A 14,126-nucleotide genomic window follows, 5' to 3' on the forward strand; every position below is an offset into this window, starting at 1 on the left:
CCCTAGACTTTGCCGATTATTTGCCAAAGGCAATCAGCTTGCCATTGAGCAGCGTCGAACAAACCCTGCCAGAGGTACAACGACGCATTAAGGCGATAAAGCGCCTAACCAAAGCAGCATGCCTGCTAAGCAGCGAAACCAAAAAAAGCTACGTCGCGCAACTCGCCGAACTGGTCAGCCAACAGCATCAAATAGGGACGAACAGTTTGGTGATCGTCAATCGGGTCGAACGCGCGCAACAGTTGTTCGCGCAACTGAAAAAGCAAAAACCGACGGCGGAATTGTTGTTGGTTCACGCCCGGTTCCGGCTGCATGAGCGGCGGCAACTCAACCAGCGTTTACAGCAAGCGGCACCGGAAGCGGGCCGAATTATCATCGCCACCCAGGCCATCGAAGCCGGGGTGGATATTTCCAGCAAAACCTTGTTTACCGAGATTGCGCCGTGGTCGTCGTTGGTCCAACGCTTCGGGCGCTGCAACCGTTACGGCGAATATAACCAAACCGGCGGCGCGGATATTTTCTGGATCGACATCGAAGACGATACCTTGCCCTATGCGCCTGAGGATTTTGCACTTAGCCGCAGTCATTTGCTGAGTTTGGAGAGCGTCGCGCCGGCCGAACTGCCGAAAGTCACCGCTGAACAGGCGATTCATCCAGTCATACGCAAAAAAGATTTTCTGGATTTGTTCAACACCGACACCGACCTGAGCGGCTTCGATACCGACATTTCCCAATTCATCCGAGACCTAGGCATGCCGCAACTGCGGGTGTTTTGGCGCGACATCGAAAAGCCGCAACCGGACGAACCGCAACCCCTGCCTGGCGAGCTTTGTCCGGTGTCGATGGGGCAGATCAAAGACTATTTCAAGGACAAGGAGCGAGCCGCTTTCGTTTGGGACGGTTTGGCAAAAACCTGGAAAAAGATCGATCAACCGTTTCCCGGCATGACCCTACTCCTACCTGCTCGGTGCGGCGGCTACGATCTGGAATCAGGATTCGATCCCATCAAAAAACAAGCGGTGCCGGTTACGCTGTTGGAAACGGCGCAAACCGACGATAGTTATACCGGCGACCAAGATAGCCGTAAAACCAAGGCGATAGAACTGCCCGCTCATTTGCGCCATGTTTTCGAACATGCCCAGCACTTGGTAGATCAGGTTCATGCGCAAGTAAGCGGAAAACACGCGGTAGTTACCGCTGCTGCTTGGCATGACGTGGGTAAATCGCACAAAGTATTTCAACACACCATGCTGCAAGATGACCGGCTGAGCAATGAAAAGCTTTGGGCCAAATCCGCGGCAAACGCCAGTCACCAACGCCGATATTTCCGTCACGAACTGGCCTCCATGCTGGCGTGGCTAATCAACAATGCCGAACACCCGCAGCGCGACCTGATTGCCTATTTGATCGTCTCCCACCACGGCAAAGTGCGGTTAAGCCTGCGAGCCATGCCGGACGAAAAGCCGCCCAAGGACAAGCCGCATATTCTCTATGCCCGTGGCGTTTACCAAGGCGACCGTTTGCCGGAAGTTACTGTCCTCGACCAAATCATGCCGGCCACCGAGTTGCGGCTGGAATTGATGCAACTGGGCGAAACTGACGTGATGGGGCCGTCTTGGACCACGCGCGTGCAGAACCTATTGCGCGAACACGGCCCATTCGAGCTGGCCTGGTACGAAACCCTGGTCCGCATCGCCGACTGGCGCGCCTCGGAAGCCGAGCAACAAAACGGTACGGAGAATCTGCAATGAGCCATGAAATCGAATTAAAAGGCTGCGCACCTACGCCGCTGGCCCATTACCTGAAGGCGCTGGGCATATTGCGTTTGGTGGCGGAGCAGAAAGACCCGAATGCCAAAGGCTGCTGGCGGGACGAGGCCTTTGTGTTACAAAGCAGTTTGGATAAAGAAAGTCTGTTGCGGTTTTTTCTGGATGAGTATCAACCCACGCCGATTACCGCGCCTTGGAATGGCGGAAGCGGATTTTACTTTCAGGAAGGCAAGACCAGCGCCGTCGATCCTGAAACTGGAAAAAAATTAAAAACCGGCGTGCGAGATCAGGAGACGGAAGCCACTCGAACGGTTAAAGCCTTTATCGATAGCGAATGCGACCGTTTTGCTGTTTATCGGGATGTACTAAAACAAATTCGCTCACTGCTAACAAAATACGCTTGCCAGGAAGCACCGAAAACAGAAGCCAAAGACCTGATTCTGAAAATTTTCCGAAATACCTTTCCCGATGTTTTTCTTAGTTGGTTGGACGCCGTTTTGCTGATCGGCACCGATAAAACCTTTTTCCCGCCATTGCTCGGCACCGGTGGCAATGACGGCAACTTGGACTTCACCAACAATTTCATGCAGCGGCAACTACAGCTGTTCGACCCTCTAACCGGCCAAGCGACAGCATTGAGTGAAGCTTGGTTATCAAACTCGCTATTTGCCGATGCCACGCCACAGATGCACAAAGACGCCGCCATTGGACAATTTTTCCCCGGAAATGCGGGTGGCCCGAATGCGACGGCGGGATTCGAGGCCAAATCGCTGATAAATCCTTGGGACTTTGTGCTGATGCTGGAAGGGGCGTTGTTATTTGCCGCCAGCACGACCAGACGCTTGCAGCAGGATAAAAACGGTAGTTTGAGTTACCCCTTCACCGTTCGGATGGCCGGTGGCGGTAGTGGTGCGGGCAACCAAAACGACGAAGCGGATTCGCATGACGAAATCTGGTTGCCTGTGTGGTACCAAGCGACAGGTCTAAACGAGTTGAACGGCTTGTTTCAAGAAGGCCGGGCCACCGTGGGCAGAAGACCGGCCAAAGATGGCTTGGACTTTGCGCGTGCGGTCGCGTCCTTGGGCGTGGATCGCGGCATTACCGAATTTCAGCGCTACGGGTTCATGATGCGTTCCGGTAAATCCTATCTGGCAACCCCGATAAGCCGGATTGCAACGCGCGCCAACCCATCGGCGGAATTGATTTCCGATTTGGAACGCAACCGCTTTTTGGACAGTTTGCGCCGCTTTGCCCGCAGTGACAAAGCGTCGGCGCGATTGGCCGCCTTGGCGCATCAACTGGAAAACCGTTTGTTTGACCTCACTCGCGGCGCAGATCGGCGGGTTTGCCAAGACATTTTGATGTTACTAGGCAAAATTCAACGCGCAGTCAGTATCAGCCCGAAAGCGAAAGAAGACATTCATCAACCGATACCTTTATTAAGCTCGCAATGGCTGGTCGCCAGCGACGATGCCAGCTCGGAGTTTCGTTTGGCCTGCGCTTTGGCCGGCTTAAAAGCCGTTGGCGGCGGATCAGCAAAATCCGCAGGGTACGAAAGCTCTACCGAATCGGTTGTCGAGGCGTCTGCCGGCTTACCTATGCGCCTGCATTTTGCCGGAATCAAACTCGACAAGAAACGCTATATCTGGGACAACGAATCGCGGTTGGCCGTTTGGGGCGAAGGTTCTCTGACGCAAAATCTTAACGAAACCCTGCGTTGCCGCTGGCTGGCGGCGCAACGGCTTTCACATAAGGACAAACCCTTTGCCTATGGTGTCGGGGCAAATCAAGCCGATATAGCCGCATTTTTGGCTGGCTCAGTAGATGATCGGCGGATCAGCGACTTGGCGCATGGCTTGGCGTTGCTCAAGGAATTCAACTCAAGCGGGCTTCAAACACCGACAGCTCGGCATGCCGCATTGCCCGCCGCCTATGGTGTGCTCAAGCCGTTTTTCGTGCCGGATCGCGAATTAGTCAGAATCGGTTTCCTGGCGGAAGACGCCCACTTACCGCTACGCGGAGAATTATTGTCCTGGCTGGCCGGCAATCAAACGCAAAAAGCCGTCTATTGGGCTTGGGCCAAGTTGCGCCAGGTCGGCGTCGGTTTGCCGCATTTCCCGCAGCAAGCGCCAAGCGCGGTTGGAATTGATGGGCCTCGCCTGTTGGCGGCGTTGGCATTTCCGCTTGCATCCGGCCAACTGAAAAGTCTGTTGCTGACGCTTGGCGCCAGTGAAAAAGCAACAGAACAGCAAGCTGAATCGGTCCAATGACATTTACCTCAGATATTCCTTGTTCCAACGCGCCGCGTTGGAATATACCGGGCTTGACCGCGCTGCGGTCAGCCTAGGCACCGCAGCGCGGTGCATTCGGGTTACCACGCAGCGCATGGTAACCAGGGAACCGATCTATGTTCGCTATTTTAATTTTGTTACCAGGAGATAAACCATGAGTATCGACTTTTCCGCTCTGCACGCCGCCCCGAGGCTGTTGATCGAGGCCGAATTGCAACCGCTGCAAGGCGCGCGTTTTCAGCCCACCGGTTTTCCGGACTTGGGCGCCGCCGTTTACGATGGTCCCAACGGTAATCGACTGCTGCTGGTGGAATCGGCGCAGAGTATGGCTAACCGAATGGAGACCGTTTGCTGGGATGCACCGAACGACGATTGGGTTGATGCGTTAAAGGGCTTACCCTTGATTAAGGTGATTGATAGTCAAGGAAAACCTTTAACCAACACGGTACAGGAAGCCCACCGCCTAAACTCGGCATACGTCCTTGAGGGAAAAGACCAAACAGTCTTTGATCAATTGAAAGCCGAATTGGCGGATATGGACGAGGGGGCAGTAGATCTCAAAAAACTTGCCGCAGTCGTTCTGAGATACGACTCAAACGCTTTACTCCACGGCTTGTTTCTTGCGAAAAAAGAATTGGCCGGCGGCCGGTTACGCTTGCCGCGTGTCGTGTCATCGTTCATCGAAGCGGAAGACGTCAATTTGGCGCAAAGCGGCGGCGTCAAAAACGACCACGTAAACCCGTCCGGCGATACCGCCAAAGGTTTCGGCAACGTTCCTTATTCGCGCAGCGACTACACCGCACCCAAAATCACCGCTTACTTCAACATCGATCTGGCTCAAATACGCGGCTTCGGCCTGGGCAATGCGGTCGAGCAATTGCTGATTGCCTTGGCGCTCTACAAAATCCGCGCGGTTCTGGACTTCGGTTTGCGCTTGCGCACCGCCTGCGATTTGGATGTCAAAAAACTGACCGTTACCCGTCCGGCGGGCTGGGAATTACCCGAACGTAATACCTTGGAAGCCGCGTTACCGGGTTTGATTGCCGCCGTTGCCGCCGAAAACCGCTTTGCCGAGCCGCGCGTTACGACGGTCACCTGGGAAAAAGGCAAAACCAAAAAAACTAAGGGCGAAGCGTACAGCGAGGACAAATAGATGCTTACGCTATCGCTCAGCTTTCCGGGCGGGCGTTACCACGCCACGCCTTGGGGCCGCCACGTCAACGAAGCTGATGTGGCTTGGCCGCCCGACCCATGGCGCTTGACCCGCGCCTTGATTGCCACTTGGCACCGCAAACTCGACCATCAGCTTTACCCTGAGATTTTGCTGACAAGTTTGCTCGGATTGCTGGCGGACGAACCGCCGCATTACCGGCTGCCGACGGCGGTGCACAGTCATACTAGGCATTACATGCCCAATCGCCAAAAATCCACGTTGATTTTCGACGCCTTTGCCCGCATCGATCCAACTGAAGCGCTAATCGTGCACTGGCCCGAATGCCAACTGAACGACGCACAAACCGCATTACTGGACGAGCTTTTAAACTGCATCGGCTATGTCGGACGCGCCGAATCCTGGGTAGAGGCAAAACGCCTCGACGATTGGAACGGTGAACCAAACTGTTTTCCGGGAAGCACCCAAATCGATCAGGAAACCGGCGAGATTCAGACCGAACCGGTGCAGTTGTATGCTCCACTTACCCCCGATGCCTACGTCAATTTCCAGCAGCAAATGCAGTCCGGCTTAGCCTTACGCAAGTTGAAAACCTCGGAATTGAAAAGCATCAAGAAAACGCTGCCGATCAGTTGGTTGGAGGCGGTCAGCCTGGATACTGCCGACTTGCAAAACGCCGGCTGGAGTGCGCCGCCGGCCGCGCAAAAAGTGCTTTACCAGCGCCCGATTCAGGCATTGAAAAGCAGCGTTGCCAGCCGCGCCAAACCTAAACCAAGCCCGTCCGCCGACACGGTGCGTTACGCCGTTTACGGCAAGCCGCTGATGCGCGAATTGGATACCATCAGATTTGCCGAGCATGTGCGCCGAGCGGTGATGGGTAAGGCCAAATGGACATTGGGCGAAACCGCGATTCCGCCGTTGCTGACCGGTCATGGATTGAATGCCGATAACCGCCACTGCCACGCCTTTTACCTGCCGCAAGCCGACTCCAACGGCCTGCTCGATCACGTGCTGATTCACGTCCCGGCCGGTATTGACGGCGACATGCGCCGGGTTTTCGGCGCGTTAAAAACGGTCAAAGGCTTTGACGGCCAGGAATGGCGCCTAATGTTGGAGCATATCGGCCAGCGTGAAGATTTCGAAAACGTCTCGCCTATTGTTCAGTCCGCCAGTGTTTGGCAGTCGCGAACACCGTATCTACACCCGTGGCACTGCAAAAAAGACTTAGATGTGTCGGCACAGATTCGGCGGGAATGTAGGGAACGCCAGTTGGCCGAACCGACGGAAATCCGGCTGTTACCGACCATTAAGCCGTACGGCCGCGAGCTCCGGCCGATTGACTTTCACCGCTTTCGAAGCAAAAGGGGGCTAATGCAGCCGGATACCCGAGGTTCGTTCTGGCAGCTGACATTTGCCGAATCCGTTTCTGGACCGCTGGCATTAGGCTTTGGCTGCCATTTTGGCTTGGGTTTGTTCGCTCCAGTAAAAGCAAATGAATAATTGCTCACCACAACCCCATCACTCCCCGCAAACTCTTCTCCACCGCCGCCAGTTCTTCGGCGGTGACGGTGGCGAGGGGGCCTTCGCCGAAGCGGTCTCTGTCCAGGGCGCGGGGTTGGTCGGTAATGACCTGGCACGATTTCAACAGGCGGCCGCGCGGCGGCAGGGTCACTCGCCAGCGTTTGAACAGCGGGTAAACCTGAGTCGTCAACGGCAACACCACCACCATCGGCGTGATGCTCTCGTTCAATTCGTCAGTTTGGATAATCAGCACTGGCCGAGCTTTACCGATTTCCCGCCCGCGCGGCGGGTTGAGGTTGCCGATCCAAATTTCGCCGCGTTTCATCATTCCCACCATTTTTCGTCGGGGTCGATGCCGGCGGCGCGTTCTTCGGCAATCAATCGGTCCAGGGCCCCGTCGGCCGCATCGAATTCTTCGGCAATGGCCAAGGCTTCGCGGCGGATTTCCGGGTCGGCGTACGCCGTGCGCACTTCGGCCACCATTTCCGCCATAAACCGCTCGCGCTCGCGGCGGGCCAGGTATTCGGTGATCGCCAGGCGGGCGATTTCCGACTGGCTTTTGCCTTCCAATTGGGCTTCGGCTTTGAGGTTGGCTTCCACATCGTCGGGTAGACGTAGGCTGATGGCTGGCATGGCGGACTCCTTCAAAAGGCAAAGTGACAGACAAATTGTATGACAAAACGTATAACAAACCAGGCTTTTTTACCATGTGCGATGTAACGATAACCGATTGGCCCGAAGACACACCCATACCCTTAGATCATCCGGCGATTCCGGAGTTGATCCGCGAGGCTGTCTTGGAATATTGGCAACCGGGTTATGCCTTGCATCGTATAGTGACCGAGCAAGGCCTGGAGTGGTGGCTGCTCGATACCGAAGGCGGGTTGATCGAAGCGTTTTGGCTCGACTAAATTTTAAGGAAAATCGAGGCAGCCATGGCCGACGAACGCCCGCCCATTCAACTGGAACTACCGCTACCGTTCCCGGAACTATCCGGCGACATGCCCTTATTGCCGGCGCGGATGATTAACGAATACCAGTATTGCCCGCGTCTAGCCTATCTGGAATGGGTGCAGGGCGAATGGGCGGCGTCGGCCGATACCGTGGAAGGCGACCACGCCCACCGCCGGGTGGACAAACCGTCCAAAAGCTTTCCGGAAGCCGACGACCTGGACGAGACGGAAAAATTGCACGGCCGCTCGATTACCTTGTCGTCCAATCGCTTGGGGCTTATCGCCAAGCTGGATTTGATAGAAGCCGAGGACGGCGTGGTCACGCCCATCGATTACAAGCGCGGCAAGCGTCCGCACGTGGCGCGCGGCGCTTACGATCCGGAGCGGGTGCAGCTTTGCGTGCAGGGCATGGTGTTGCAGGAACACGGTTATGTCTGCGAGGAGGGCGCCTTGTATTTTGTGCAAAGCCGCGAGCGAGTGCGGGTGGCTTTCGACGAAGAATTGAAGCAACTCACCGTCAATGCCATCAACGGTCTGCGCCTGATTGCCGCTGGCGGCCATATTCCGGAACCCTTGCAGGACAGTCCTAAATGTTCGGGTTGCTCGCTGGTGGGTATTTGCTTGCCGGACGAAGTCAATTACCTGCGCCACGCCGACCTCGAACCCCGGCCGTTGGCGGTGATGCGCGACGAAGCCTTGCCGGTTTACGTGCAGGCCTGGAAGGCCAAGATCGGCAAGAAGGGTGAGGAGCTGGAAATCAGCATCGACGACGAAAAAGTCCAGACCGCGCGGCTGGTGGACACCTCGCAAGTGGTGGTAATGGGCAACGTGTACATCACCACACCGTGTTTGCAAGACTTGATGAAGCGCGAGATTCCGGTCAGTTGGCACAGTTACGGCGGCTGGTTTGTCGGCCACACCATAGGCACCGGCCATAAGAATGTCGAGTTGCGCACCGCCCAGTACAAAGCCAGTTTCGACGACAAAACCTGCCTGGCAATTGCCCGCAACCTGGTGCGCGCCAAAATCCAAAATTGCCGAACTCAGGCCCGCCGCAATTGGCGCGCTGACGAGCCGGTGGAAACGTTGTTGGAACCGCTGAAATCCCTGGCCGATAAATCGCAGCGCGCGCTCGATTTAGCACAATTATTGGGTATCGAAGGCGCGGCGGCGGCCTTGTATTTCGGTACGTTCGATAAATTGATCAAAAAGCCGGACGACAGCAAACAGATGAGCTTCGACTTTAACACCCGCAATCGCCGGCCTCCCACCGATCCGGTCAACGCCTTGCTGTCGTTTGCTTATGCCATGCTGGTACGCACTTGGACCATGAATCTGAGCGCGGTTGGTTTGGACCCGTATCGCGGCTTTTATCACCAGCCGCGTTACGGCCGGCCGGCGTTGGCGCTGGATTTGATGGAACCGTTTCGGCCCATCATCGCCGACTCCACGGTATTGCAAGTCATCAACAACGGCGAGGTGCGGCCCACCGACTTTATCTGTGCCGCCGGCAGCGTGGCCCTGAACGAGGGCGGCCGCAAGCGCTTCATCACCGCCTTCGAACGGCGCTTGAGCCAGGAAGTAACCCATCCCATCTTCGGTTACAAGGCCAACTATCGGCAGGTGTTCGAGATTCAGGCGCGCTTGTTCGGCCGCTATTTGCTCGGTGAATTGCCGGAATATCCCAACTTCACCACCCGCTGATGGCTGCCCTAGAACACCTGTATATTGTCACTTACGACATCAGCGATACCAAACGCTGGCGGCGGGTGTTTCGGCTGATGAAAGGTTACGGCGACTGGCTGCAACTGTCGGTTTTTCAATGCCGGTTGAGCCGCAAACGCCATGCGGAATTAATCGCGTTGCTGGATGGCATCATCCATCACAGCGACGACCATATCCTGATCATCAATGTCGGGCCGGCGGAAACGGTGAAGCCCTCGGTGGTCAGTTTGGGCAAGGATTTCGACGTGGTGGAACGGCAACCGGTCATCGTCTGATGTTGAGGAGATCAGTAAAATGTCGGCCGATCTCCACTCAAATGTGGCCGGTTCAAACTGTAAAACCGGCTCGTGGGTTTGGTTGGGTCTGGCGTACAGTCGCCCTGTCTCCTATCGCCACGGTCTGATTTTATTACGGTTTACCGTGTATGTTTCAAAAGCTTGGCAGGGCAACAATAGAATGGAACGAAAATTGACCGGTTTAAACTGGTGGCTGAGAACGTTAATCGGTGCTTGCCGCCACCACGCGAGCGCTGCAGTGCCGCGCAAAAGTCTGGCAGCTCTCGCAAGCCGGCAGCTCTTTAACAATCAGGAACTTAGCTATTTGGATTGGCGCGGCGCAGGCTTTTCCGCTAAAGTTGACCGGCCGTTTTACGCAGTCCTCGCAAACGGCCCGCGCAGGCCGCGCCAATCAAGGCCTCCAGCCCGCGCTGCATTCCCCGGCCTCCCGCCGGGGCCTCATTGAAGCATGTCGTCCGGCATGTTGCCTCCGCCGCCGCAAGAGCATTCCCCGGCCTCCCGCCGGGGCCTCATTGAAGCCATTAGCATTGCGGTTAATGTAATCCAGGTATTGAGCATTCCCCGGCCTCCCGCCGGGGCCTCATTGAAGCCAAGATACACATGCTATTATGGCGATGATTCTAATTGCATTCCCCGGCCTCCCGCCGGGGCCTCATTGAAGCCTGTACCAGCGTCACGTCGGTATCGGGGGCTTTGGTTGCATTCCCCGGCCTCCCGCCGGGGCCTCATTGAAGCTGGCCGCGCACACTGGACAGCTCCACACGCTGCCGCGCATTCCCCGGCCTCCCGCCGGAGCCTCATTGAAGCGCTGATTCCGGAAAAAGACCTGCACGTGGTCAACCGCGGCATTCCCCCTCGGCCTCACACCAGAGACTCTTGGAGCGATAACGAAAAGCAATGAAATAATCGGCTAACTTTGCGCGATCAGCCGGCGCAGTTCGGTCAGTTGGGATTGGGCTTCGTCGATTGCGAAGCGGTCCAGTTTGTTGCTGATTTCGGCAACGATAGCCTGATAATGGCTGTCGGCCAGACTTGCGCGTACTTGTTCCATCAAATCCTCCGCCGCACCCAGGTCGTGTTCCAAGGCGTCAGCCAATTTTTCCAGCAATGCGGTCATTTCCGCCTGAGGTTTGGCCGTTACGCTCGCCTCTGCCGCGGCGGAATGGCCGGCGGCGGGCAGATTGCCGATTTCGGCCAACAATTCGGCCAACAACGTGTCCATTCGCTGCAATTGGCCGGGGTCGGGGCATCGGTTTTGTTTCAGCAGGCTGTCCACCTCGGCGGCGGCTTCGAATAGCGCCACGGCCGCCAAGTTGCCGCTGACCCCTTTCAGGGCGTGGCAGCGTTCTTCGGCCGCTTTCAGTTCGCCGGCGTCGACCAGGCCGCGAATCTCGGTTATCGCTCCGGGGTAATGGGCCGCAAACCGTTGCAATTGTTTGCGGTAGGCGTCGGTGTTGCCGCCGATGCGGCGAATGCCTTGGCCGGCGTCGACGGCAGCCAAGGCCGCCAAATCGGCCGGTAAATCGGGCTGGCCGTTTTGGCGGATGCCGGCTTCGCGTTGCGGCAACGGTACCCAGGTCGACAGTGCCGACAACAGCCGCTCAGGGTCGATCGGTTTGGTGATATGGTCGTTCATTCCGGCCTCTAAACTTTTTTCCACATCGCGCGCCATGGCATGCGCGGTCATGGCGATAATCGGTAGCTTGGCGTAACGGGCATCGCCGGTGGCCGCCGCCAGTTCCCGTATCCTGCGGCTGGCCTGCAAGCCGTCCAGCACCGGCATCTGAATATCCATCAACACGGCATCGTAAGCCTGTTGTTGCACCATGGCGACCGCTTCTTCGCCATTGACCGCCTCGTCCACTTGCATGGCATGGCTGCGCAACAATTCCGACGCGAATTCGCGGTTGATTTCGTTGTCCTCCACCAACAGCAGGCGGATGCCCTGCAAATGGCGGACGTTGCCGGCGTTGGCGGTGCCGATTTGTTTGAATTTGTCGGCCATGGCCTGCACCCGGCCGCGGCCCAATGCCGACAGGATCGCATCCAGCAGCGAGGACGGCGATACCGGTTTGACCAAAAAGCCGTCGATGCCGGCGCGGCCGGCCGCATGCATGACGTCTTCGCTGCCGTAGGCGGTGACCATGATGATTTTCGGCTGCCGCACCAGCCCGGAATCGGCCCGAATCCGGCTCACGGCTTCGTCGCCATTCATGCCGGGCATTTTCCAATCCATCAACACCACGTCGTAGGGTTCGGTGCCGGCCTGGCCGATCCGGTTCAATGCGGCAGCGGCACTGGCGGCGCTATCGATGCGCAAATGAAACGGCCGCAACATGTCGGCAATGATTTCCCGCGAGGCGGCGTTGTCGTCCACCACCAGCACGCGGACATCGGCCAATAACGCGCCGATGCTGCGCTCCATCGCTTGCTGCCGCACCAACGTTTCGCCGGCGACGCCCAATTGCACGGTAAAACAGAATGTGGTGCCTTTGCCCGGTTCGGAATGTTCGATCCAGATCCGGCCCTGCATCATTTCCACCAGGGTTTTACAGATGGCCAAACCCAGCCCGGTGCCGCCGAAGCGGCGGCTGGTACCCTGGTCGGCCTGGGTAAATTCCTTGAACAATTTGTCTTTGTCGGCGGCGGACATGCCGATGCCGGTGTCGCGTACCGAGATCCGCAAGTCGATGCTTTGCTCGGTTTTGGCCGTGCATCGAAACGCCAGCTCCAGTTCGCCGGTTTCGGTGAACTTCAAGGCGTTGCCGCACAGGTTGGTCAAGATCTGGCCGAAGCGCAGCGGATCGCCGACCAGGATCGGCGGGATTTGCGGATCGTGGCGGATCAAAAATTCGATACCCTTCAGGCCGGCCTGGTAACCGATCATGTCGGCCAGTTGTTCGACGACGCTGTCGAAGTGGAATTCGATGCTTTCCAGTACCAGTTTGCCGGCTTCGATTTTCGAGAAATCCAGAATATCGTTCAAGATCCCAAGCAAGGCCCGCGCCGAGCTGTGCGCCTTGGCCAGATAGTTGCGCTGCGACGCGTTCAAATCGGTCTGCAGCGCCAGGTGCAGCATGCCCAACACGCCGTTCATAGGTGTGCGGATCTCGTGCGACATGTTGGCCAGAAACTGGCTTTTGGTCTGGGTGGCGGACTCGGCGGCGTCGCGGGCCTCTTTCAAGGCCGCCTCGGCCTGAATCCGCAACGTGACGTCTTCGTAAGTACTGACGAAGCCGCCGTCGGCGATGGGGCCGCCGGCGATTTCGATGACGCGGCCGTCGAGCCGGGTGCGGGTGAAACGGTGCGGCTGAAACCGGGTAATCTGCGCGAACAATTCGTTAAGGGCGCCGTCCGGGTTTTTGAAGCGCAGGCTGTCGTGGTCCAGATCGAAACGGACGAATTCGGCATGGTCGCGCCCGACCTGCAACATAGCGGGCGGATAACCGCGCACTTCGCTGAGTTTTTTGTTCCAGACCAGCAATTTCAGCTTGCCGTCGAATGCGATCAAGCCCTGCGACATGCTGTCCAATACCGTCGCCAGGATCACGCTGTTGTGCGCCAATTTGGCGTTGCTGTCGGCCAATTCGGCGGTGCGCGCCGCCACCCGTTCTTCCAACGCTTCGTTGATGCCGGCCAATTGTTTTTCGTTTTCGGCCAGTTGCCGGTTGGCGGCCAACAACTCCCGGTCGCGGGCCTCGATGGTGGCAATCATGGTGTTGAAGGCGCGGTTCAACGCACCGAATTCGTCGTCGCTGTCCACGGCGGCGCGCAACGTGTAGTTTTTCTGGCTGTTGATGGTCTCGACGGTTTTTTTCAGTTGCATCAACGGCACCGACACCAGCCGTTGCAAGCGGGAAGCCAATAACAACGCAATCGTCGCCGACAAGGCGATGATCGCCGCCGCCGCCAGCAGGAACTGGCGCCACAAGCCGATCAGTTCGTTCAGGCTGGCTTTGATCCAGACTTTACCCAGCACCTGGCCATCCAACAGGATGTCTTCGCCGACGTTGCTGTAGCGTTCGTAAACCACGACGCCGCCCTCGCCCAGCAAGCCCGGATATAACGGCGGACAGGCCTCCTCGCGGCGGTATTCGGCGAACAAATGGTCGTTGCGGTCGTAAATGCAGGCGGAGACGATGCTGCTTTTCATGCTGAGCGCGGCCAGTGTACCGGCAGCGACGCCACTGTCGTTGAACGACAGCGCTACGGTGCTGCGGTTGGCGACGATGCGCGCCAACGAGCGTATATCGCGGTCCATGTCGGATTTGACCCGGATGTGTTCGTAAGCGATAAAGCCGGCGCCGGCCAATACCAAGGCCACGCAACTGGTCGCCAGCATGATCAGCACCAGCTTGGTTTTAATGTTCATATCGCGTTTGGCATGGGTCATGGCAAGT

The 14,126-nt window shown here is 57.2% G+C and carries 10 protein-coding genes and 1 CRISPR repeat array; of the genes, 7 read left to right on the forward strand and 3 right to left on the reverse strand.

Annotation, left to right across the window (positions count from 1 at the left end; genetic code table 11):
- Positions 1-38 precede the first annotated feature (38 nt).
- The 4 genes from cas3 (at position 39) to csb2 (ending at position 6,731) form a co-directional block, all read left to right on the forward strand.
- On the forward strand, positions 39-1,751 hold the full coding sequence (gene cas3 / locus MKFW12EY_RS12085) for a CRISPR-associated helicase Cas3' (protein WP_221053071.1): 1,713 nt from the start codon (positions 39-41) through the stop codon (positions 1,749-1,751).
- The gene (cas8g1, locus tag MKFW12EY_RS12090) at positions 1,748-4,039 is read left to right on the forward strand and encodes a type I-G CRISPR-associated protein Cas8g1/Csx17 (RefSeq protein WP_221053072.1); all 2,292 of its coding nucleotides are present in this window, start codon (positions 1,748-1,750) and stop codon (positions 4,037-4,039) included. The genes cas3 and cas8g1 overlap by 4 nt, the downstream gene beginning before the upstream one ends.
- A 175-nt stretch (positions 4,040-4,214) precedes the next feature.
- Complete coding sequence (cas7g, locus tag MKFW12EY_RS12095) at positions 4,215-5,213, forward strand: type I-G CRISPR-associated RAMP protein Csb1/Cas7g (protein WP_221053073.1); 999 nt, start codon at positions 4,215-4,217, stop codon at positions 5,211-5,213.
- Entirely contained in the window at positions 5,214-6,731 is a 1,518-nt protein-coding gene (csb2, locus tag MKFW12EY_RS12100) for a type I-G CRISPR-associated protein Csb2 (protein ID WP_221053074.1), read from the forward strand.
- 4 nt (positions 6,732-6,735) lie between these two features.
- Here csb2 and MKFW12EY_RS12105 read toward each other — a convergent pair whose 3' ends face one another.
- Entirely contained in the window at positions 6,736-7,080 is a 345-nt protein-coding gene (locus MKFW12EY_RS12105; protein ID WP_245006295.1) for a type II toxin-antitoxin system PemK/MazF family toxin, read from the reverse strand.
- Positions 7,077-7,385, reverse strand: a complete 309-nt coding sequence (locus MKFW12EY_RS12110) for a ribbon-helix-helix protein, CopG family (RefSeq protein WP_221053075.1) — start codon at positions 7,383-7,385, stop codon at positions 7,077-7,079. Before MKFW12EY_RS12110 ends, MKFW12EY_RS12105 begins: the two co-directional genes overlap by 4 nt.
- A 74-nt stretch (positions 7,386-7,459) precedes the next feature.
- Here MKFW12EY_RS12110 and MKFW12EY_RS12115 point away from each other — a divergent pair, with 74 nt between their 5' ends.
- From MKFW12EY_RS12115 to cas2, 3 genes are read left to right on the forward strand one after another with little or no spacing between them, the layout of a single operon-like run.
- Positions 7,460-7,663: a hypothetical protein gene (locus MKFW12EY_RS12115; protein ID WP_064042695.1), complete on the forward strand. Its 204-nt coding sequence runs from the start codon at positions 7,460-7,462 to the stop codon at positions 7,661-7,663.
- Between the two features lie 24 nt (positions 7,664-7,687).
- Positions 7,688-9,409 (forward strand): CRISPR-associated endonuclease Cas4g/Cas1g, encoded by a 1,722-nt coding sequence (gene cas4g/cas1g, locus MKFW12EY_RS12120; RefSeq protein ID WP_221053076.1) that lies wholly within the window; start codon positions 7,688-7,690, stop codon positions 9,407-9,409.
- On the forward strand, positions 9,409-9,705 hold the full coding sequence (cas2, locus tag MKFW12EY_RS12125; protein ID WP_054761773.1) for a CRISPR-associated endonuclease Cas2: 297 nt from the start codon (positions 9,409-9,411) through the stop codon (positions 9,703-9,705). Before cas4g/cas1g ends, cas2 begins: the two co-directional genes overlap by 1 nt.
- 433 nt (positions 9,706-10,138) lie before the next feature.
- Positions 10,139-10,533: direct repeats of the CRISPR family, unit length 36 nt; unit sequence GCATTCCCCGGCCTCCCGCCGGGGCCTCATTGAAGC.
- A gap of 103 nt (positions 10,534-10,636) precedes the next feature.
- On the opposite strand, the gene MKFW12EY_RS12130 is transcribed toward cas2, so the two are convergent.
- Positions 10,637-14,119 (reverse strand): response regulator, encoded by a 3,483-nt coding sequence (locus MKFW12EY_RS12130; protein ID WP_054761774.1) that lies wholly within the window; start codon positions 14,117-14,119, stop codon positions 10,637-10,639.
- Between the last annotated feature and the right edge of the window lie 7 nt (positions 14,120-14,126).

The organism is Methylomonas koyamae, assembly GCF_019669905.1.
GTDB classification, from domain to species: Bacteria; Pseudomonadota; Gammaproteobacteria; order Methylococcales; family Methylomonadaceae; genus Methylomonas; species Methylomonas koyamae.

Coding starts and splice junctions, on each gene's coding strand:
- cas8g1 (WP_221053072.1), top strand. CDS start 1,748: ATGAGCCATGAAATCGAATTAAAAGGCTGCGCACCTACGCCGCTGGCC.
- cas7g (WP_221053073.1), top strand. CDS start 4,215: ATGAGTATCGACTTTTCCGCTCTGCACGCCGCCCCGAGGCTGTTGATC.
- csb2 (WP_221053074.1), top strand. CDS start 5,214: ATGCTTACGCTATCGCTCAGCTTTCCGGGCGGGCGTTACCACGCCACG.
- MKFW12EY_RS12105 (WP_245006295.1), bottom strand. CDS start 7,080: ATGATGAAACGCGGCGAAATTTGGATCGGCAACCTCAACCCGCCGCGC.
- MKFW12EY_RS12110 (WP_221053075.1), bottom strand. CDS start 7,385: ATGCCAGCCATCAGCCTACGTCTACCCGACGATGTGGAAGCCAACCTC.
- MKFW12EY_RS12115 (WP_064042695.1), top strand. CDS start 7,460: ATGTGCGATGTAACGATAACCGATTGGCCCGAAGACACACCCATACCC.
- cas4g/cas1g (WP_221053076.1), top strand. CDS start 7,688: ATGGCCGACGAACGCCCGCCCATTCAACTGGAACTACCGCTACCGTTC.
- cas2 (WP_054761773.1), top strand. CDS start 9,409: ATGGCTGCCCTAGAACACCTGTATATTGTCACTTACGACATCAGCGAT.
- MKFW12EY_RS12130 (WP_054761774.1), bottom strand. CDS start 14,119: ATGACCCATGCCAAACGCGATATGAACATTAAAACCAAGCTGGTGCTG.